The 21070-nt window shown below is 45.4% G+C and carries 15 protein-coding genes; 7 read left to right on the top strand and 8 right to left on the bottom strand.

The genetic code is table 11. The annotated features are described in order from the left end of the window. Positions 1–117 precede the first annotated feature (117 nt). The gene (locus VJL_RS04830) at positions 118–1179 is read right to left on the bottom strand and encodes a LacI family DNA-binding transcriptional regulator (RefSeq protein ID WP_038876100.1); all 1062 of its coding nucleotides are present in this window, start codon (positions 1177–1179) and stop codon (positions 118–120) included. Positions 1180–1411: 232 nt separating this feature from the next. Here VJL_RS04830 and VJL_RS04825 point away from each other — a divergent pair, with 232 nt between their 5' ends. From VJL_RS04825 to VJL_RS04810, 4 genes are all read left to right on the top strand, one after another. Beyond that, positions 1412–3514, top strand: a complete 2103-nt coding sequence (locus VJL_RS04825) for an alpha-galactosidase (protein ID WP_038876098.1) — start codon at positions 1412–1414, stop codon at positions 3512–3514. 133 nt (positions 3515–3647) lie between these two features. Next, the gene (locus VJL_RS04820) at positions 3648–5369 is read left to right on the top strand and encodes a solute:sodium symporter family transporter (protein ID WP_038876096.1); all 1722 of its coding nucleotides are present in this window, start codon (positions 3648–3650) and stop codon (positions 5367–5369) included. Positions 5370–5892: 523 nt separating this feature from the next. Then, the gene (locus VJL_RS04815; protein WP_038876104.1) at positions 5893–7359 is read left to right on the top strand and encodes an HD domain-containing phosphohydrolase; all 1467 of its coding nucleotides are present in this window, start codon (positions 5893–5895) and stop codon (positions 7357–7359) included. 181 nt (positions 7360–7540) lie between these two features. Continuing rightward, on the top strand, positions 7541–8731 hold the full coding sequence (locus VJL_RS04810) for an amino acid aminotransferase (RefSeq protein WP_038871761.1): 1191 nt from the start codon (positions 7541–7543) through the stop codon (positions 8729–8731). 121 nt (positions 8732–8852) lie between these two features. Here VJL_RS04810 and VJL_RS04805 read toward each other — a convergent pair whose 3' ends face one another. Next, complete coding sequence (locus VJL_RS04805; RefSeq protein WP_038871763.1) at positions 8853–9494, bottom strand: outer membrane beta-barrel protein; 642 nt, start codon at positions 9492–9494, stop codon at positions 8853–8855. Positions 9495–9722: 228 nt separating this feature from the next. Here VJL_RS04805 and VJL_RS04800 point away from each other — a divergent pair, with 228 nt between their 5' ends. Further along, positions 9723–11612 carry a DUF294 nucleotidyltransferase-like domain-containing protein gene (locus VJL_RS04800; protein WP_038876094.1) on the top strand — a complete coding sequence of 630 codons (1890 nt, stop codon included), beginning with the start codon at positions 9723–9725 and terminating at the stop codon, positions 11610–11612. Positions 11613–11620: 8 nt separating this feature from the next. After that, the gene (locus VJL_RS04795) at positions 11621–12340 is read left to right on the top strand and encodes a 3'-5' exonuclease (RefSeq protein WP_081634911.1); all 720 of its coding nucleotides are present in this window, start codon (positions 11621–11623) and stop codon (positions 12338–12340) included. 77 nt (positions 12341–12417) lie between these two features. Here VJL_RS04795 and VJL_RS04790 read toward each other — a convergent pair whose 3' ends face one another. Further along, positions 12418–14301: a methyl-accepting chemotaxis protein gene (locus VJL_RS04790; RefSeq protein ID WP_038871766.1), complete on the bottom strand. Its 1884-nt coding sequence runs from the start codon at positions 14299–14301 to the stop codon at positions 12418–12420. Positions 14302–14529: 228 nt separating this feature from the next. Beyond that, the gene (locus tag VJL_RS04785) at positions 14530–16101 is read right to left on the bottom strand and encodes a BCCT family transporter (RefSeq protein ID WP_038871767.1); all 1572 of its coding nucleotides are present in this window, start codon (positions 16099–16101) and stop codon (positions 14530–14532) included. Positions 16102–16496: 395 nt separating this feature from the next. Between VJL_RS04785 and cosR the strand changes: the two genes are divergently transcribed. After that, positions 16497–16973 carry a MarR family transcriptional regulator CosR gene (cosR, locus tag VJL_RS04780; RefSeq protein ID WP_038871769.1) on the top strand — a complete coding sequence of 159 codons (477 nt, stop codon included), beginning with the start codon at positions 16497–16499 and terminating at the stop codon, positions 16971–16973. A gap of 55 nt (positions 16974–17028) precedes the next feature. Here cosR and VJL_RS04775 read toward each other — a convergent pair whose 3' ends face one another. From VJL_RS04775 to VJL_RS04760, 4 genes are all read right to left on the bottom strand, one after another. Then, complete coding sequence (locus VJL_RS04775; RefSeq protein WP_038871772.1) at positions 17029–17667, bottom strand: response regulator; 639 nt, start codon at positions 17665–17667, stop codon at positions 17029–17031. Further along, entirely contained in the window at positions 17660–19015 is a 1356-nt protein-coding gene (locus tag VJL_RS04770; protein WP_038871774.1) for a cache domain-containing protein, read from the bottom strand. The genes VJL_RS04775 and VJL_RS04770 overlap by 8 nt, the downstream gene beginning before the upstream one ends. Before the next feature lie 134 nt (positions 19016–19149). Then, a complete protein-coding gene (locus VJL_RS04765) occupies positions 19150–20436 on the bottom strand; it encodes a TRAP transporter large permease (RefSeq protein WP_038871776.1) in 1287 nt (428 codons plus the stop codon). Positions 20437–20448: 12 nt separating this feature from the next. After that, positions 20449–20988, bottom strand: coding sequence for a TRAP transporter small permease subunit (locus VJL_RS04760; protein ID WP_038876092.1), 540 nt, complete (start codon positions 20986–20988; stop codon positions 20449–20451). Positions 20989–21070: the final 82 nt, after the last annotated feature.

Here is a 21070-nt window from a genome sequence, read left to right as displayed (position 1 = left end):
CAACGTGGACTCCGAATACATTAGCGCAAACCAACTCCGTTATTACTAAATTGTAGTTGCAATAACGGGGCGGACCATACATTTTTGTAACCACGGCAAAATTCATTAACAGTTCAACTAAGGTAATAGACGACGTATGTTCTCTAAGTGCGTCAGTATTTCTTGCTTGTCATAAAGCGTGTCCGCCTTTGCTGATGTGCTTTGTCGTTCAACCAAGCTGATTGGCAATACTTCTGACACAACGCCTTGCCCTTTTTCCATCTGACTAAGTACTAACTTGACCGCCCTACGTCCAAGTTCATTGAAATCTTGCTTAATCGTTGTCAGAGGGGGTGAGAAAAACTGGCTGTCTTGAATGCCATCGAACCCAACCACAGAGACGGTTTTAGGTACATTAATACCCGCCTCCGAAAGCGCGCATAACACGCCAAGCGCCATCTGATCATTCGCCACCAATACAGCATCAAAAGGCACACCTTTTAACACGGCGTCTTTAATAGCGTTGTAGCCACTGGCTGCTTGCCAATCTCCCTCATAGTATGCCGCTTGCACCAATTCATGTTGCTGAATCTGTGATTGCCATTCTTGGTAACGAATCTGAGAAGCCGTAGATGCCTTGGGGCCAGAAATACACAAGAAGGATTCGCGCTTATGTTCGATCAAATGAGAGATCGCTAAATTTGCCCCAGCTTTATGGTCACAACTGAGAGAATTGACGGGCGTCCCCTCGGGAACATCAATAAAAACCAGCGTGAGCTGACTGAACTGCTCCACTAGGTTCTCTGCCATCTCTCTGGTCACCGGGGCGTTGATGATAATGGCATCAACTTGCTGGGCAATGAGTTCTCGGATTGCACTACGGAACTCTTCAATGGAGTTGTCACCTAACACTGCCAGCGCCGTCGCATAATCCATCTCATGCGCTTGGTTGCGAACACCATTAGCAATAAGAGCCACACCGTGCAGTGAGATATCCAAAGAAACAATACCGATGATCCGCGACTTCGCTCGGCTCAACATTTGTGCCCCTTTGTTCGGCACATAGCCAAGCTTTTTGATTGCGTCGTTGACTCGCTTTCGTGTTTCTTCTGCGACGTTATCCGCGCCGTTGGTTACGCGCGACACGGTTTGCGTCGATACTCCAGCTAACCGTGCAACATCTTTAAACGTAACTGCCACTGCGTTCTCCTATTCTGATTTACTGTTCACTCTACCAAATTCATTCGAATGTTCTCGTGAACAATGTCGTAAAAAACATGAAAAAATGTTCCCGAAAACAGCAGATCTAGCACACAAAACCACGTTCTAAAACCTGTTCAAAGTCACATTTAAACGGCTATTCAATCGAAATAAAACCAAACAAGCGCATGATTATTTGCAGATTAAATGTTTGCGAAAACAGAGAAACAGAATGCAAAAAATTGTTCACTTAAAATCCAAGAATCACAGCATGATCATTAAAGTGGATCGTGTTCCTGAAATCCTTCATTGGGGCGCAAAGATCGCTCAGATCGATCCCGATTTAATGCTCTCAACCGAGCGTCCTATCTCGCAGGCTCGCCTTGATGTTGACGTACCCTTATCACTTTGTCCTGAGTTGGGCAGCGGTCACTTTAATGCGCCTGGGATTGAAGGGCATCGCAATGGCGAAGACTGGGCTCCCGTGTTCACAACCACATCGATAGAGCACTATGACAACAGCGCGACATTTACTCTGCAAGATGACATTGCGGGTCTTGAATTATTGATTGAGCTACAACTGGACTTTAACAGTGACGTGGTACAAAAACGCATCACAGTAAAAAACACGACAGCCGGTGAGTATTGCTTGGGTAAGCTCTCCTCTACCCTGCCACTTCCTAACCATGCAAACGAGCTGATGACGTTCCACGGGCGTTGGTGTCATGAGTTTCAAACTCAGCGTTTGAGCTTTGAGCATGGTGGCTTTATGCAAGAAAACCGTCGCGGTCGCACCTCTCACGAAAACTTCCCAGGTTTGTTCGCGGGCACTAATGGCTTTAGTGAGCAATTGGGGCAAGTTTGGGGCTTCCATCTTGGTTGGAGTGGTAACCACCAACTTCGTGCCGATGTTCGCAGTGACGGTCGTCGCTTTGTTCAAGCTGGTGAACTGCTACTGTCTGGTGAAAAGCGTCTACAAAGCGGTGAAGCCTACCAATCACCATGGCTTTATGCGACATACAGTAACTCGGGTTTGAATGGAATATCAGAGCGATTCCACGAATTTGTTCGTGCCAATATTATTCAATTTCCAAACAACAAACCTCGCCCTGTTCACTTAAACACATGGGAAGGCATCTACTTCGAGCACAAACCTGAATACATCATGCAGATGGCAACCGAAGCTGCTGAGATGGGTGTCGAGCGCTTCATCATTGACGATGGTTGGTTCATTGGTCGTGATGGCGAACGCGCAGCGCTTGGTGACTGGTACTTGGATGAAACGAAGTACCCGAATGGTCTTGAGCCTGTCATCGAGCACGTAAACAACAAAGGCATGGAGTTTGGTCTTTGGGTAGAGCCAGAGATGCTCAGCCAAGACTCAAATCTCTATCGCCAGCACCCAGATTGGGTATTAAGTCTGCAAGGCTACCACCAACCTTCAGGCCGCTGGCAATACGTGTTGGATTTGCAAAACCAAGATTGCTTCAACTACCTGTTTGAGCGTTTGAATGACTTACTGACTCGTTACAACATCGGCTACCTGAAATGGGACATGAACCGTGAATTGGTTCAACCTGGGCATCAAGGTAAACCTGCTGTGCATGGTCAAACGAAAGCGCTTTACCGCTTGCTAGACGAGCTTCAAGCAGCACACCCTGCGGTTGAAATTGAGTCTTGTTCATCGGGTGGTGGTCGTATTGATGTTGAAATCCTTAAACGCACTCACCGTTTCTGGGCTTCTGATTGTAACGATGCGCTGGAACGTCAAGCGATTCAACGTGGTATGAGCTACTTCTTCCCACCTGAAGTCATGGGCGCTCACATTGGTCCTGCAGAGTGTCACTCAACCAATCGTCGCCATGCGATCAACATGCGTGGCGTGACGGCGTTAAGTGGTCACATGGGTGTGGAGCTCGATCCAGTAAAAGAAAGCGCGGAAGAAAAACAAGCGTTTGCTCATTACATTCAACTGCACAAACAGTATCGCGATTTGCTTCATTCTGGACGTACTTTCCGCATCGATCCTGCCGATCAAAACCAGAACATCTATGGCGTTGAGAACGGACAAGAAATGCTGATTACGGTGTGTCAGTTGGCAATGCCAAATCATGCGCTGCCATCTCCACTTCGCGTTAGCGGTGTGGATGAAAACGCCCGTTACGAAGTCAAGATTGTTGAAATGCCAAAAACCAGTTTCCAGTTGATGAAACAACGTCCGCAATGGCTAGACAAAACCCTGACACTAAGTGGCGATAACTTAAAGGAAATTGGGGTGACGCTTCCGATTCTCGATCCAGAATCGGCGCTCATTGTTCATCTTAAGAAAATTTAAACCTCTACCTGTGCCCTCTAGCGACCGGGTTTCAACTTCGCGTTGTTCCTGATAAAACACTCCTATACGCGCTAGAGGGACACCCTACAACTAACAAGCAAAACTTAATTGCTTAACTTGTTAAGGAAACAAAATGTCTATTACAGTATTACTTTCGTTCTTGCTGTTTACAGGCTTTGTTGTGGTGTTTACTTACAGCAAAGTTAAAAACGATAAAAACACCTCTCAAGACGGCTTCTTCCTTGGTGGACGAAGCTTAACAGGCGGTCTGATTGCCAGCTCCTTGATTCTGACCAACCTGAGTGCCACCAGCTTTGTTGGCATGAGTGCACAATCCTACACCCACAACATGAGTGTGATGGGCTGGGAAGTGGCCTCTGGCGTTACACTGGTTATCATTGCGCTGCTGCTTGTTCCTCGCTACCTCAAGCAAGGCATCACCACTATTCCAGACTTCTTAGAAAGCCGTTACGACATGTCGGTGAAGAAGTTCGTTACCCTGTTGTTCTTGTGCCAATACGTCATCAACATTCTACCTACCACTCTTTACGCTGGCGCTGTGGTACTGGGCGAAATCTTTGATGTGCAAGCTTTGCTGGGCATTTCAGAGTTCAGCTCTATCGCCCTGATTTCCGCCACTATTGGTTTGTTGGGTTTCTTCTACGCGATTTACGGCGGTCTAAAAGCCGTGGTAATTGCAGACACGATCAACGGCGTTGGCTTGATCACCGGCGGTTTGATGATCCCTGTATTTGGTCTGATGGCATTAGGCGGCGGTAACTTTACGGAAGGTTTAGACGTATTGCTGACCGCCGCACCGGAAAAGCTGCAATCCGTCGGTAAAGAGACCGATCCACTGCCGTTCTCTACCCTATTCACAGGTCTATTGTTGGTGAACTTGTACTACTGGGGTACTGACCAATCTATTATCCAACGTGCACTTGGCGCGAAAAACCTCAAAGAAGGTCAGAAAGGCGTGATTCTGGCGGGTGCAATTAAAGTTATCTCTCCACTTTTCCTAATCATTCCGGGCATCATTGCGTTCCATATGTTTGGCGCAGATGCGGGCAACCCAGATACGATGTACACACGCTTGGTGAACGAAGTATTACCTAAGCCGCTTGTTGGTTTCTTCGTTGCGGTCATGTTCGGCGCTATCCTAAGTACCTTTAACGGCGTATTGAACAGCTCAACCACCTTGTTTGCGTTGAACGTTTACAAACCACTATTTGGCAAAGACAAATCGGATGAAGAGTTGGTCGGTAAAGGTCGTATCTTCGGCGTTATCATTGCGATCATTTCGGTCTGTATTGCCCCTTTCATCATGTACGCACCGGAAGGCTTGTTCCAATACCTACAAATGGTTGCGGGCTTCTTTAGTGTGCCTATCTTCACTATCGTGTTTGTGGGCTACATTTCAAAACGCGTTCCTGCTATTGCCGCTAAAGTTGCTTTGGTCGTGTTTGTTAGCTCTTACGCTGCAATGCAGTTGGTCTTTGGTACACCAATCCACTTCCTACACCAATTAGCGATTCTATTCGTCGTGTGTACTGCTCTGATGTTTGCGATTGGTCACTTCATGCCGCGTGATACAAACTACGTAATGCCAGTGAATGAGAATATCGATGTGACGCCATGGTCATTCCGATTTGAAGCATCAGCGGTCATCATCTACATGGTATTGGGCGCTTACGTGATGTTTTCAGACTTCGGTTTTGTCTCAAGCGATCCGACTATCATGCAAGTGTACGGCTTCTGTGGTCTGGTCTTGATCTTCGGTGTGGTTTCTAACTACTTCATCAAACGTAGAAAGCACAAAGAAGTGTCAAAGCTCAATGACATGTACATGCCTTAAGTCGACTTAGATTGCGCACATAAAAATCGGAGCACTGGCTCCGATTTTTGTTTTCTACCGAAACTTCGTCATCAACAAAGAGCTTTTGAGGAAAGAAATGTCTCCTAAAGGCACTTTTAACCTTTCGGATTTTTCGAGGTAAACGCAACACAGGAAGAACAAATACATAGAGAAAGATAATTAGAACGCAACTTTAAATAAATTATGTAAATACATCATCAGACCTTATAAAACCTAGAAATATCGATGTTCATGCAATCATCTCTCCGCTGGCCTGTTCAGATCAATGAAGTCCCTTTTAGGCAGCGTCTAATTGCGGTTTTACTTTCAAGTTAAAGATGCACCCCGTTTCCCTTTCTCTGTCCTTATAGCGCTTAATGAAATCTATCGCTAGAATCGCAGGTCTTTGATTTTACAAGTGACAGATCAATCAACAGCATCGATAACATAACCAAATTCCTCTCTAGAAGCGCAACCAAGAGCGAAGACAATGATGTTGAGGATGATCTTAGAAAGGTTAATCATGGCGAATACTAACTACAACGCACCGCTAACATTGCAACTTTATTTGGCCGCTGCATTCTTTTTTGGCACCTATGGCGGACGCGTCTGCCCCATGCTCAGTACGCTCAGCGTTTACGAAGTCATTTTGCACTGCGCCGTGGTGTTTACCTTCATCTATTTAGTGCGTCACTTTATTCTCGCAACACACCCGTTAATTGCACAAAACCGCCAAACGAAGCTGGATACGATTTTATTTACTGCGGTTAGCATCCCTTTCGCGGCTTATTACAACCTCCAGTATGACTTTACTTTCGATAGCAATGTAAAGGTCCTATTTGGCATGGGATTGTTTGGCTTCCTGACAGGCTCTATCCTTCAACTACAAAGCAAATTGGCTCAATTTAATGACTTGCGCCAGCAAAACCAATTCGATTTTGTCCTCTCAGGGCAACGCCAATCTATGGTCAAACAGATGATCGGGATGATGATTGCGTTACTGATCACTCTCACCGCAATCTTAACCATGGTCGCAGTAAAAGACATTTATTGGTTAGAGCAAAACCCCGAACAAATCAGCAATGGTTTAGGCAAGATCAGTTTTATCAAGGAACTGGTGTATATCGCGTTGGTTGTAGGGGGATACGTTATTGCCATCATGGTGTTATGGACTCGCTTGATGCAGAAGATTTTGTTTAGCCAAGAACAAGCATTATTGGAAGTCACTCAAGGTAAGGTGGCTCAACGCCTCCCGGTCTTCCAACATGATGAGCTAGGCTCAATGGCCTGCCTCACCAACCAAATGCTAGACAGCTTGCAAGTTTCGCAAGACGAGGTGAAAACGACGCGTGATGTTGCCATTGTCAGCCTGTCCGCCTTGGCAGAGTCTCGCGATAACGAAACTGGTGCGCATATCATGCGAACGCAGGAATACGTCAAAGTGCTGGCAGAACACTTAAGTCAGTTTGAACAACATCGCATGTTACTGACTCCCAATTACATTGAACTGTTGTATAAATCTGCCCCGCTTCACGATGTGGGTAAAGTCGGCGTGCCTGATAATGTGTTACTCAAACCGGGTAAATTGACCGACGAAGAATTTGAGATCATGAAGGGTCATGCTGAAATTGGTGCCGAAGCGTTGTCAATCGCAGAAAAACAGCTAGGAAGTAGCTCATTTTTGCGAGTTGCGAAAGAGATCGCGCTGACACACCATGAAAAGTGGGATGGAAGTGGTTATCCAAATCAACTCTCGGGTGAAAGCATTCCCCTCTCTGGCCGATTGATGGCACTCGCAGATGTTTATGATGCACTTATTTCAAAGCGTGTATACAAGCCAGCGTTCAGTCATGACAAGGCAAAATCAATCATTCTTAAAGGAAATGGAAAACATTTTGACCCGCAAGTTGTCGACGCTTTCCTTGCTGTAGAAACACAGTTTCAGCATATCGCACATCAATATCAAGATGCTCAAGATCTCGCCGCTTAGCGAATTATCCCCCTCTTAACTCCACAGTTAAGAGGGGTTTTCATAGCAAAATCTTTGCTTATGTTAGAATTCTGTTTCAAATCAAAACTTTTTTAAGTTTTCTTTTCACTAACTGTTGTAACGAATATTGCTGAAAGGTATAAATGTCAGCAGACCCCTTCGATTAACATGGATGAAGATTATGTTTGAAAAAGTAGTTGCCGCTCCGGCCGACCCTATTCTTGGACTTACTGAAGAGTTTAAAAAAGATACTCGCGCTGAAAAAATCAACCTAGGCGTTGGTATTTACAAGAACGAACAAGGTGAAACCCCTGTTCTTGCTACCGTAAAGAAAGCCGAAGCAGCACTGATTGAAACTGAAAAAACCAAATCTTACCTAACAATCGAAGGTACAGCAGAATATGGTCTGGCAGTACAAAAACTGCTATTTGGTGCAGACGCAGAAATCGTTGCGAGCAAGCGAGCTAAAACAGCTCAAGCACCTGGTGGTACGGGCGCTCTGCGCGTTGCCGGCGAGTTTATTAAACGTCAGCTTGGCGAAGTGAAGATCTGGATCAGCAACCCAACTTGGGCAAACCACAACGGCGTGTTCACAGCTGCTGGTATCGAAACGGCACAATACAGCTACTACAACGCAGAAACGAAAGACAAAGACTTTGATGCGATGCTGACAGATCTTCAAGCTGCATCGGAAGGCGATGTTGTGCTTCTGCATGGCTGCTGCCACAACCCTACTGGTATCGATCCAACGGCTGAAGAGTGGGAAGCTCTGGCGAAGCTAGTGGCAGACAAGAAACTACTGCCTCTATTTGACTTTGCATACCAAGGTTTTGCGAAAGGTGTCGAAGAAGATGCCGAAGGTCTTCGTATTTTCGCGAAGTACAACAAAGAAATCCTAGTAGCGAGCTCTTTCTCTAAGAACTTCGGCCTATACAACGAGCGTGTAGGTGCATTCACTCTAGTTGCTGAATCAGAAGAAGTAGCAACAACCGCATTCTCGCAAGTGAAAGCGATCATCCGTTCTATCTACTCTAACCCACCTGCGCACGGCAGTGCTGTCGTTACGCATATCCTTGGCGATGCAGAATTGCGTGCGGAATGGGAAGCTGAAGTAGCAGAAATGCGTGACCGTATCCAAGAGATGCGTGAGCTATTCGTTGCAACTCTGAAAGCTGAAGGTGTAGACGCTGACTTCAGCTTCATCGAGCGCCAAAACGGTATGTTCTCATTCTCTGGTCTATCTAAAGAACAGGTAAACCGCCTGAAGGAAGAGTTTGCAATCTACATTGTTGGCTCTGGTCGTATCAGCGTAGCAGGCATGACGAAGTCAAACATGGGTCCTCTATGTAAAGGCATTGCGGCAGTTCTATAACTCCGCTTTAGCTAATAGAAAGCACAATCAGAAAAGGTCAGCACATGCTGACCTTTTTGTTTTTGTGTGTTTCATTTCAAACAGCACCGTCACAAGCCGATGATGTAATTAAACCATTGCTCTAATAAACGAACTTAAAGCTGATGCCCACTTCGTTAATATGATCAGAGCTCTGATTTTGATAATCCGTATCTCGGAACTGATAGTACAAACCTGTACCAATCACATCATGCCACTGATAATTGAAAGCAATCTTGTAGTTGTTCTCATCAACGATATCACTTCGATTTAAATGCACTTCAGCCGTACCCATTAATTTTTCACTGAACAGGTAGTTAGCACCAATCGTCACGCCCTGGATAAACTCGCTTTCTGATGAAATCGTATTGTCACTCTTATCATCGGTTGCCTTAGCTTTTATGGCTCCGAGCCCATAAACGCCATACACATCCAGTTTTTCGTTAATACCATAACGGTATCCACCACCAAACATTAAACGGTCAATGCGCAAAGTGAAGTCGTCTGGGTGGAAAAACTGTGCGGAGTAATCCACATTAAACAACCAGTTATCGGTCAGCAGATAGTTACCACCCAATCCTACGGTGGTGGCATTCGAGTTATCTAACCATTCTTCGTTGGTCGTACCCGCGCCGAGGTCGAGGTTAATGTGTTCATACCCAAATTTTGCAGCTTGTTCTGCCTCTGAGGCAACGCTCATTATAGGTAATGCTACAAGAGGTGCAGCTAATAACAATCTTACCATTTTACTTCCTTCCATGAGTGTCATCCAAAAGTACTTATGCTCTCTAGTTCGACTACAGTTTATTGATTTAATTCGGCATCTTGATGACAGCGTAGCCGAATTGATGGCGATTTGCCGTGCGACTTGTCTGAATCTTATCATTGCGCACGAAAAACAGTGATCCGATAAGATTCTGCTTTAAAACTAAGTTAAGATTACTCTATCACTTGCAAACCAAAAGGCACCTTAATGGAAGCAGAACTTCTCGAGATATATAACTTTCTCGCCAAGTATCCCCCATTCAACGAGCTTCCGGAAGAAACGCTCATCAAAGTGACAGAGAACATCGAGATCTCTTACTACCGTCAGGACACCCCTATCATCCATTTAGGAGATCAAATTGACGACCTATATATGGTAAGAAGTGGCGTAGTTGAAGTCTATCGACGCAAAGGTGAGCTCTACAACCGCCTCGATGAAGGTGATCTTTTCGGTCAAATGGGCCTTCTTACTAACAACAAAGTTCGCTTTCCAGTAAAGGCAATCGAAGACTCCCTGCTCTACTGCATTCCGCAAGACATTTTCCAAGAGCTTTACGATAACTTTGACTCGTTTGCCGACTTTGTCGAAGTTGAAAACAGTGCAAGACTACGCCAAGCCGTGTCTGAAAATAATGACGCGAATGATCTGACGACATCGAAAGTAAAAACACTGCTGACGCGCGATGCGCCGACCATTGAGCGAGGCCAAACCATTCAAGAAGCCGCACAGCTTATGGCGCAAGACAATGTCTCTTCGTTGTTGATTGTCGACCCTGAATTTGTTCTTGATGAAGATGACCCGCAATCGCCTGTCGTTGGTATTATTACTGACCGCGATTTGTGTACCCGTGTTTTGGCCGAAGGTTTGTCGCCTCAAGATGACGTTTCAACGGTGATGACGACAGAAGTTATTTCCCTCGATCACAACGCCTATGTGTATGAAGCCATGCTAACCATGCTGCGCTATAACGTGCATCATTTACCTGTCGTGAAAGACCAGATGCCAATTGGCATTATTGAAGCCACCGATATCGTTCGTTATGAATCTCAAAACTCTCTGTTGTTGGTGAGCAGTATTTTCCAGCAACAAACCATCGAAGATTTAGCGATCGTTGCCGATGAAGTGAAAAGCAGCTTTGTACGTTTAGTAAATGAAGACGCAAACTCTCACATGGTTGGCAGTGCGATGTCAGTGATCGGGCGCAGCTTCAAACAGCGCTTGCTTGAGATGGCAGAAGAAGAATTAGGCCCACCACCCATTCCCTATTGCTTCCTAGCACTGGGCTCAATGGGTCGAGATGAGCAATTGTTGGTCACAGACCAAGACAATGCCATCATCCTTGATGATACATACAAAGAAGACAAGCACGGCAAGTATTTTGAAGCGCTGGCGCAATATGTCAGTGACGGTTTGAACGTATGTGGTTACAAGTATTGTACCGGCGACATTATGGCAACCAACCCTGAATGGCGTATGACTCGCTCACAATGGGAAGAGTGCTTTGCAGACTGGATTGATGACCCTAACCCGAAAGCGCTACTGAATGCGTCTATTTTCTTTGACTTAGATGGCGTTTATGGCCGCTTAAAATGGGCAGAACAACTGACCAGCTTTATCGTTCGTCGCGCGCGTAAGAATAACCGCTTCCTCGCTTGCTTGGCTCGCAACGCCTTAAATCGAACGCCTCCACTTGGATTCTTCAAAGACTTCGTGATGGAAAAAGATGGTCAACACAAAAACTCGATCAACTTAAAACGTCGTGGTACTGCACCATTGGTAGATTTGATTCGTGTTCACTCTTTGGCGGTAGGTTCTCGAGCTCAAAACTCTTTTGAGCGTTTGGATGACATCATTGACGCGGGCATCTTACCAAAAGGACGTGCGCAGGACTTGAAGGACGCAATGGAGTTCATCTCTATGGTTCGCATCCGTCACCAAGCCATCGATGTTGAACTCGGTATTGAGCCGGATAACAACATCGAACCAGAGAACTTATCGGATTTTGAGCGACGTAATCTTAAGGATGCTTTCCAAATCTTGAGTAATGGTCAGAACTTCCTCAAGTTCCGTTATCAGGCCAGCAGTAAGTTTAAGTGAGACACGGAATGATCAAGAAGCTGTTTCAAAAACCTTTTGTCCAATGGCCAACCAAGTTTCAAAGCAAATTAGAAAACGCGAAGGATGAACGTCTGGTCGCTTTCTACAGCACCGCACTGCCTGCGCCAGAAACACCATTATCGGAGGTAGAGTTTGTCGCCTTGGACTTTGAGACTACTGGGTTGAATCCGCAAAAGAACGGAATTATCACCATTGGTTTGGTGCCGTTTAATCTTAATCGTATTTTCCTTCGCCAAGCAAAGCACTGGAAAGTAAGACCGCAAGAAAAGCTCGATGAAGAATCAGTCATCATTCACGGCATTACACACAGTGAGCTGATAGACGCACCCGACTTAGGAGAGATCCTCGGACCATTATTGGAAAGCTTAGCGGGCAAAATTGTTGTCGTTCACTATCGTCGTATTGAGCGCGAATTCCTCGACCAAGCGCTGCGAGCGCGCATTAAGGAAGGCATCGAGTTCCCTGTATTGGATACGCTGCAAATTGAAGAGGACATTCAACAGCGCCTCTCTGGCGGCCTTTGGAACAAGTTAAAAGGGAATAAGCCGAAGTCATTGCGCTTAGCTCAATCTCGTCGCCGTTATGGTCTGCCGGATTATACACCTCATCATGCGTTAACGGATGCAATCGCCACAGCAGAACTACTTCAAGCCCAAATTGCCCATCACTACAGCGAAGAGCAACCTATCAGTAGTCTTTGGTTGTAGGTCATAGCGAATCGAGAATACTTTCCGCTGATAAACAAAAAAGGAGCCAATCGGCTCCTTTTTAATGCTCAAATCACTTACAGTTTAAAGCGATTGATCTCTTGTTCTAGCTCATGAGAAAGTTCAGATAGGTGCGCAGCTTGCTCTGCGGCCTGATGCGCTTCAACTGACAACTCGTTGGAGACATCGCGGATGCCTTCTGTGTTGCGCGTAATTTCTGTTGTTACGGACGCTTGCTCTTCAGCAGCAGACGCAATTTGTGTTGCCATGTCGCTAATGCGTTCTACTGCAGTGTGAATCTGAGTGAGGCTCACCGCTGCTGAGTTCGCATCATCCACGCTGGTGTCAGCAAGACGACGGCTGTCATCCATAATACCTACAGCTTTTGCTGTCGTACCTTGCAACATCTCAATCGTTTCTTGAATCTCTTGAGTAGACGCATGAGTACGTTGACTCAGAACACGAACCTCATCAGCAACCACCGCAAAACCACGACCTTGCTCACCCGCGCGCGCCGCTTCGATAGCTGCGTTTAGTGCTAGTAGGTTAGTTTGCTCTGCAATACCTTGGATCGTGGAAAGAATCGTATTGATTGCATTACCGTGCGCCTCAAGCTCTTGAATCACGTTCGTCGCCACTTGGACTTCTTGTGCAAGGTTCTGGATAGAGCCTTGAGTTTGAGTCACTTGACCTGAACCATGAACACACGCTTGCACCGCTTCTTCTGAGCTTGATGCAGTATTGTCAGCATTGCCTGCAATCTCTTGTGTCGCCGCAGCCATTTCATTTACCGCAGTCGCAACCATGTTGATTTCGTCTTGCTGGTAAGAAATACGTTGGCTACGCTCCTCAGCCTGCTGAGCGGTCGTACGAGCTTGCTCTGACAACGATGCAGAAACGTGACTAAGCTTGGTCACCATAGTATGCATGTTGCCCACAAAACGGTTAAAGTTTTCGGCAAGTTTACCAACTTCATCATCGCTACGTGGCTCAAGACGTTGTGTTAAGTCACCTTCACCAGAAGCAATCTCTTCAAGCGCCTGCGATACACGACCAAGATCGCGGAACAAGAAGCCAACTAACCAAGACACCGCTGCAATCACTACGATGGTGATGAGAACAGCTGTAATCAGCATTTCGCGTAGTAATTGTGCGTGGCTCGCCTCTTCAGTTGCACGATCCATTTCAATCGCGAACATCCAGTTTGTACCTGGCACTTTGCTGAAGTAGTAAAGCTTCTCTTGACCTTTGATCGTTGTTGTCTCAATCGAGCCTGTATTGGCTGCACGCTCAATCGAATCTTTTGAAAATTGGTTAGAAAGGTCCGTAATTGGCTTAAGTGTCAAGCTCTTGTTCGGGTGCGCAAGGAAAGTACCGTCGTTCATGTCGATCAACATTGCATGCGCATTTTCACCCGCGTCCAAGCTGATCACGTCATTGATCAACTGATCAATCAGAACGTCAGCACCCACTACACCAATGAACTTACCGTTCTTCATTACCGGTTCGGCAATGGTCACCAGTAGCGCGTTAGTGATCGCATCTTGATACGCTTCAGTGATGATCTGCTTACCCGCTGATTTCGCTTCAGTGTACCAAGGGCGAGTGCGAGGATCGTAATCGGCACGGTTGCGTTCTGGATGAGAACGGTACATACCACCTTCCGGAGTACCTAGGAAGATATCGTCAAAGCCCCCCGCTTTGCGTGCTTGTTGTAGGAAAGGCACAACGTCTTGCTCAGTTGAGTAATCGTTGAAAGCCGTCGCAATGTCTTTGCGAATCGCAACCCAGTCAGAAATACCTTCTGATGCTGCGTTGCTTAGGCTTTGTGCTCGTGAATAGACACCTGAACGCGTCTGATCAAACAATTGACCAGCCGACAACCAAGTTAATGCTGTTGCCATCACTACAACAGCAGAGAGGCTTGCGCCAATTAGCTTTTGTTTTAATGATAATTTCATAATTATTATAAGAAGTTGGGAGAACAGTTAAGGAGGCTGAATCTTACACATTTCTGACAAAGTAATCACGAAGATTGTTCACAAATTTAATACGATAACCTGTTGTAAAATAAAGAATTTGATTCGCCATTTTTTTGGCAAGCGTCAGAAAAATCGCACAAAAAAAGCCAGCATTACGCTGGCTTTTTAACTCATTAATATCTAAGAGATATTTATAAATCTTATCAATTATTGTCGTTCTGTTCTCATGCCCATCAATAAACTGACACACATGGCAAGCAATACGAATGTGAATGGAAGCGCAGTTGAGATAGCACCAGCTTGCAGTGCTTGAACCGCTTCTGAGCCACCGATCCACAGTAGTGCAACCGCAATTGCACCTTCCATAAATGCCCAGAATACACGTTGTAGAACTGGCGCATCCACTTTACCACCAGCGGTAATGCTGTCGATAACCAAAGAACCAGAGTCTGAAGAGGTAATAAAGAATACCAATACCAGAACAACCGCAATGATAGATAGGATGTTACCAAATGGCAGAACATCAAACATTTGGAACATCGCTAATGAAACGTCAGTTAGACCGTTTGCACCTAGCTCACCCACATTGTTGATCACTTGGTCGATAGCCAAACCACCGAATACTGACATCCAAATCAACGTCACAGCTGTAGGGACAATCAGTACCGCCGTGATGAACTCACGAACTGTACGGCCGCGAGAAACTCGCGCAATGAACATACCAACAAATGGTGACCATGAAATCCACCAAGCCCAGTAGAATACAGTCCAACCTTGGAACCATGCTTCATCAGTACGACCAAACGGATTACTCAGCGGAATTAGGTTCTCTACATACGACATAAATGTCGTCGGAATAGAACCAAGGCTCACAGCCCAACCAATTAAACCAACAAGGATAAGAAGTAAAAAGGCAATAACCATGTTGATGTTACTAATAACTTTCACACCACCGTCAATACCGCGAATAACGGATACAACAGCGAGTAAAGTCACAACAGTAATGACAACAATCTGCAAGCCAAGCCCAGGCTCAACACCAAACACGTGGTGAATACCACTTGCTGCTTGTTGTGCACCTAAACCCAAAGACGTCGCAAGACCAAATAGAGTTGCTAGTACCGCTAGGATATCAACAATATGACCAGCCCAACCCCAAGCGCGATCACCCAATAACGGGTAGAAGATCGAACGCATTGATAGCGGCAAACCTTTGTTATAGGTAAAGAAGGCGAGTGAAAGCGCAACCACACCGTAAATTGCCCAAGGGTGTAGACCCCAGTGGAACATGGTCGCACCTAGTGCTAACTTAGCCGCCTCTGGTGTATTCGCTTCAACACCCAACGGTGTCTCATACCAACCGGTGAAGTAAGCTACTGGCTCAGCAACACTCCAGAACATCAAGCCGATACCCATACCTGCAGCGAACAGCATAGAAAGCCATGATATGAAAGAGTAATCGGCAACGGCATCTTTACCACCAAGGCGAATCTTACCCATTGGTGAAACAATCAATACCAAACAGAAGATAACGAAGATGTTACCGGAAAGGATAAACAGCCAGTCAAATGAGCTGATGATTTTCAGCTTAATGCCATCTAACGCTGTTTTTGCGGTATGTGCATCAAGAACTAATGCAGCAATAAGAAATAGTGCAATGAAACCCGCACTGATACCAAAAACAGGATTATGTACGTCAAAACCCCATTTTTGCACGTTGTCTTGACCAACCGTATAGTCGGTACTGTCGATACTGTACTTATCTATACCTTTTGTCATTGTTCCTCTCTTTTGCATTCTAGTTTTTCGACGCAGCGCCAAAAAACCTTTCGAACACGATACATTTTATTTTCCATGAAAGTGGAAGATCCTACCATTTGAGGCGTTTTTGTCTATCTTTTGCTGATAAAAAATCCAATAACTTACTTTTCAATCAGAAAAATCCACCAAAAAAAGCGAAAACAACCACAGCAATAATTAGACCACAAACATTTCTTACTATAATAATTCTAGGTCATCCTTTTTTACCCGCAAAAAACCATAAATTTAATAAGGAGAGCCAAGGCAAATAATTGAAAAATGGTGTCGCGATCCCTGACTAACCCCTTTTATTAGCAACGCTTTTGAGTTAGTGTCGCGTCGTTACATGATCCCTTAATGACTGGATTACTAAATTGGAAAAGTACGAAGAAGTCTTGGTCTCGATTCGTCAGATCATCCGCGCCATTGATTTACATTCTAAAAAGTTGAGCAAAGAGTCTGGTTTGACGGCTCCACAGCTGATTCTTATGCGTGCCATTAGTGAATTAGACAATGTCACGATTAAGCAACTGTCTAGCCACACCAATATGAGTCAGGCAACCGCTACCACTATTTTAGACCGTTTAGAGCGTAATCAGCTTGTTGAACGCCGCCGTAGTGTGGAAGACAAGCGTAAAGTGCATGCAGTGCTAACAGAAAAAGGACAAGAAGCGTTAAAACAAGCGCCAACGCCACTTCAAGAGCACTTCATCAGCCGCTTCCAAAAACTGGAAGAATGGGAGCAAAGCTTGCTGCTTTCGTCTGTTCAGCGCATTTCTACCATGATGAATGCGGAAGATATCGATGTTGCACCAATGCTAGAGATCGGTAGCATCACCAAACCTGAATAACATGCTTTGTTAGCGCTCATTCGTCCAGTGATGAGCGCTTTCTCCTACCCAGAAATCACTCTGTCAAACCAGTCTCAAACGCGTATTTGGCCAATTCCGCTGTTGAGTGCAGATCCAACTTGTGCTTAATGTTGTGGCGGTGCGTTTCTACCGTTCGATAGCTAATATCTAAAAGCGTAGCAATTTTTTTGCTGCTATTGCCCTGAGCCACCAGTTTCAATACCGCTTCTTCACGGCGACTGAGTGGGTTCGGCTTTTGTGCCGCAGGTACAACATCTTGTGTAAATAATGTTTGAGTAACCGATTCACAAAAATATGTTGAACCTTGGTTGACGGTTTTTATCGCTTGCACCATTTTTTCTGCTGAGATTTCTTTAAGCATGTAGCCGACCGCACCCGCTTGCATCACCTTCATGATGTATTCACGATTGTCATGCATGGTAAGCATTAAGATTTTACTCTCGGGTCGTTCCTCCTTAATCACCCCCGTGGCTTCGATACCGTTCATGATCGGCATACTGATGTCCATCAAGATGACATCAGGGTTAAGTAACTTAGCGACTTCGATGGCTTCCAGCCCGTTACTCGCAGTACCGATAACATTGATGTCAGACTCAAGCTCCAAGCGTGCCATAAAACCATCAAGCACGACTTGGTGGTCATCCACAATCACCACACTAATCGGTTTATCCATAAACTAATCCATCCAAATCTAACAAAACGGTAATCTCTGTCCCTAACCTTGGTTCACTCATCAGTTCAAACTCACCACCAATGAATTCGACCCGCTCACGCATGTTACGCAATCCGATACCTTGCCGATGAGCCGATTGGTTGACTAAGAACCCCGTACCATCATCACGTATCAGTAATTGCAGCATATTGCCCATTTTTTGCAAAATTACCGTGACCTTTTTTGCCTTCGCGTGTTTCTCAATATTGTTCAACGACTCTTGAGCAACGCGATACAACGTTGTCGCTACTTCGGATTTTAACTTCACATGGTTGGTATCAAAATGGCAGTCGATATCAATACCGGAATGCGAATGAAAATCTTGCAATAAGGTTGATAGCGCCGCCTCAAGACCAATGTCATCCAACGCACTTGGTCTCAACTGATGGGAAATGTGGCGAACTTCATTGATTGCCGTAATCAACGAACGCTGAGATTTATCGAGGTGTGATTTGAGTTTTTCATCGTCGATCCGATGCCCCATTAGATCTAAATGGCATTTACTCGAAACCAATAACTGATTAATGCCATCATGCAACTCTCTAGCTAAATGCTTCTTCTCGTCCTCTTGGAACATCACCGTCTTGTGAGCGAGCTCTTTTAGATGTTTATCGGCTAACCTGTGCTCATGTAGGTTGATTGCAAGAGTTAGAACAATGATGACCGCGACTGTCACCACCAAAATGACAACCACGGTGAAAAACGTTGTCTCGATATTTTGATTCACAGCGGCGCGCATATTAGCCACTTCGCGACTGACATCTTCTATATACAAACCTGTGCCAATCATCCACTCCCACTTATCCAGCCAAGCGGCATAACTCAACTTAGGCACGACTTCCCCCGTGGAAGGCTTCTGCCAAAGGTATTGATGAAAGCCGCCTCCAAGCTGAGCCTGATAGAGCAACGCTTCGATGAGGTGGTCGCCGTTTTCATCTTGAATATGCAGTAAGTTCTGCCCAACCAAATCGGGCAAAATAGGATGAACTAAATTGGTTCCGTGTTTATCGTAGGCAAAGAAGTAGCCATCGGAACCGTAGCGAAGTCGATTGAGGATCGCTTTCACTCGTGCTTTGGCAGCATGCTCTTCTATGGTGGGATCATTGTAGATGTGCGAAATCGCATCGAAAGCCAAATCAACGGTGTCTTTCAACGCGACTTCTTTAGATTGAATCAAGCTTTGATGAAAGATTTCCACCTCTCGTTGACCTAGCGTCTTCGCTTGATAAATGGAAATCCAACTGATGCTTGCGGACACCAACAACACGGGGATCAACGCCAGCAAGATAAGTTTGGCTTTAAGAGGCATCCCTTTCCTCCAATGAAACGCTGATTAGCTTAATGACTAATCAGCTTAACAACTTGTCTCAAAAGGTAAAAACTCTCAGCTCACAAATACGCCTTTCACCTTTACATTGCTACGCTAGTGTCACTGCATGCGTATTACGACATGCCGTAGAAACCAGGGAAGAATAACAGTGAGGCGAGTACAACAATTTGAATTGCGATAAACGGCATTACCCCTTTATAAATATCTCGTGTTGTCACACCTGCTGGCGCCACCCCTTTCAGATAGAACAAGCTAAAACCAAACGGTGGTGTGAGGAATGAAGTCTGTAAGTTCATAGCAATCAGAATCGCAAACCACGTCATGTTGATGCCCATGAGCTCAGCAACAGGCGCAATTATTGGGACAATAATGAAACAAATCTCAACGAAATCGATGAAGAAACCGAGAATCAAAATCACGAGCATGGTGATGATCAAGAAGCCCCACTTTTCTCCCGGAATTTGCAGCATCCACTCTTCTACCAAGTAGTCACCACCAGTATAAGTAAATGCCATAGAGAACGCCGTCGCACCCAACAAAATAGCAAATACCATCGCGGTTACTTTGACGGTCTCTTTCGATGCTTCGTACACCATCGACCAGCTAAACTGTTTATACAACAGTGACAGCACAATCGCACCTGCACCACCGAGTGCAGCAGATTCTGTTGGCGTCGCAATGCCCGCAAAAATAGAGCCCAGCACCACAATGATCAATGCTAAAGGCGGCAATACAGCTTTCAGCGCGGTGATCACTTCCTCTTTGCGACTGATCGATTCATCACGATCAATAGGACGGGCTGCTTCTGGGTTAAGTTTGGCGTAAATCAGAATATAGATAACATAAGCACCCACCAGCACAATACCCGGCCACACCGCAGCTTGGAACAGATCGCCAACTGGGACACCAAGTACATCGCCCAATAAAATTAATACAATCGAAGGTGGGATAATTTGGCCGAGTGTCCCCGACGCGCAAATAGTGCCGCAAGCTAACCCTTTATCGTAGTTATACTTGAGCATGACGGGAAGAGAGATCAAACCCATCGCGACGACAGACGCACCAACCACACCAGTCGATGCCGCCAATAACGCCCCCACTAGCACGGTAGAAATCGCAATACCACCACGAACGCCACCAAATAGACGTCCCATGGATTCCAACAACTGCTCCGCTAACCGTGTCTTTTGTAATACCAACCCCATAAAGACAAAGAGAGGTACAGCCATCAATACCGTGTTTTCCATGATGGATTGAATGCGATATGGCATGAAGGCGAACATCTCGATCCCTTCTGCCCAAACGCCAAAAATTAATGCGATCCCGCCAAAAGTAAAAGCAACAGGAAAACCGAGCAGTAGCGCAAACAAGGCGACAAAAAACATCACTATACCGATCATACTGAATTCCTTTTACGACTTACCGTTATTACCGGCATAGATAAGATGAGGGTTAACAATTTTGTTGATGGAGTGCAGCAGCAATCCCATACCACTGATTGCCATGAACAAGAAAGAAAGTGGGATCATTGCTTTGATAATCCAACGATATGGTAAGCCACCAGGATCACCCGATGTTTCACCCAAGGCATAACTTTCTTTGGCAAAGTCGATGCCGTACCAAGCCACCAATAGACAGAAAGGAAATAAGAAAAAGAGTGTGCCTAAGAGATCGATAACGGATTGAGCTTTATAAGATAAACGCTCATAGAAAATATCCACTCGAACGTGACCACCGGATTTAATCGCGTAAGGAACACCGAGTAAAAATACCGCAGAAAAGAGGTGCCATTCCATTTCTTGAAAGGCAATAGAGACATCATTAAACACGTAACGCATGACAACGTCGTACACCACGTTCGCTAATAACAATATAAATAGGATGCTGGATAACCACCCCAGAAAATCACCGAAGCGGTTAAAGATTCGCTCAATATAAATAAGGCTTCTCATTCCGAACTCCATGGAACGTGTTAATTGGCTCCGCTGGCTCGCGGAGCACTTGTTATGATCTTCTCTAAGAGAAGTTTTTCTT

The sequence above is a fragment of the Vibrio jasicida CAIM 1864 = LMG 25398 genome (genome assembly GCF_000400365.1).
Taxonomy (GTDB): Bacteria; Pseudomonadota; Gammaproteobacteria; order Enterobacterales; family Vibrionaceae; genus Vibrio; species Vibrio jasicida.
The sequence above is the reverse complement of the archived record's forward strand: the minus strand, read 5'-3'. Positions and strand labels throughout refer to the sequence as shown.

What these genes read in the sequence shown, in the direction of transcription:
- VJL_RS04825 (WP_038876098.1), top strand. Translation starts at nt 1,412, where the DNA reads ATGCAAAAAATTGTTCACTTAAAATCCAAGAATCACAGCATGATCATT.
- VJL_RS04765 (WP_038871776.1), bottom strand. Translation starts at nt 20,436, where the DNA reads ATGATCGGTATAGTGATGTTTTTTGTCGCCTTGTTTGCGCTACTGCTC.
- VJL_RS04770 (WP_038871774.1), bottom strand. Translation starts at nt 19,015, where the DNA reads ATGCCTCTTAAAGCCAAACTTATCTTGCTGGCGTTGATCCCCGTGTTG.
- VJL_RS04805 (WP_038871763.1), bottom strand. Translation starts at nt 9,494, where the DNA reads ATGGTAAGATTGTTATTAGCTGCACCTCTTGTAGCATTACCTATAATG.
- VJL_RS04800 (WP_038876094.1), top strand. Translation starts at nt 9,723, where the DNA reads ATGGAAGCAGAACTTCTCGAGATATATAACTTTCTCGCCAAGTATCCC.
- VJL_RS04820 (WP_038876096.1), top strand. Translation starts at nt 3,648, where the DNA reads ATGTCTATTACAGTATTACTTTCGTTCTTGCTGTTTACAGGCTTTGTT.
- VJL_RS04775 (WP_038871772.1), bottom strand. Translation starts at nt 17,667, where the DNA reads ATGGATAAACCGATTAGTGTGGTGATTGTGGATGACCACCAAGTCGTG.
- VJL_RS04760 (WP_038876092.1), bottom strand. Translation starts at nt 20,988, where the DNA reads ATGAGAAGCCTTATTTATATTGAGCGAATCTTTAACCGCTTCGGTGAT.
- VJL_RS04790 (WP_038871766.1), bottom strand. Translation starts at nt 14,301, where the DNA reads ATGAAATTATCATTAAAACAAAAGCTAATTGGCGCAAGCCTCTCTGCT.
- VJL_RS04795 (WP_081634911.1), top strand. Translation starts at nt 11,621, where the DNA reads ATGATCAAGAAGCTGTTTCAAAAACCTTTTGTCCAATGGCCAACCAAG.
- VJL_RS04815 (WP_038876104.1), top strand. Translation starts at nt 5,893, where the DNA reads ATGGCGAATACTAACTACAACGCACCGCTAACATTGCAACTTTATTTG.
- VJL_RS04810 (WP_038871761.1), top strand. Translation starts at nt 7,541, where the DNA reads ATGTTTGAAAAAGTAGTTGCCGCTCCGGCCGACCCTATTCTTGGACTT.
- VJL_RS04785 (WP_038871767.1), bottom strand. Translation starts at nt 16,101, where the DNA reads ATGACAAAAGGTATAGATAAGTACAGTATCGACAGTACCGACTATACG.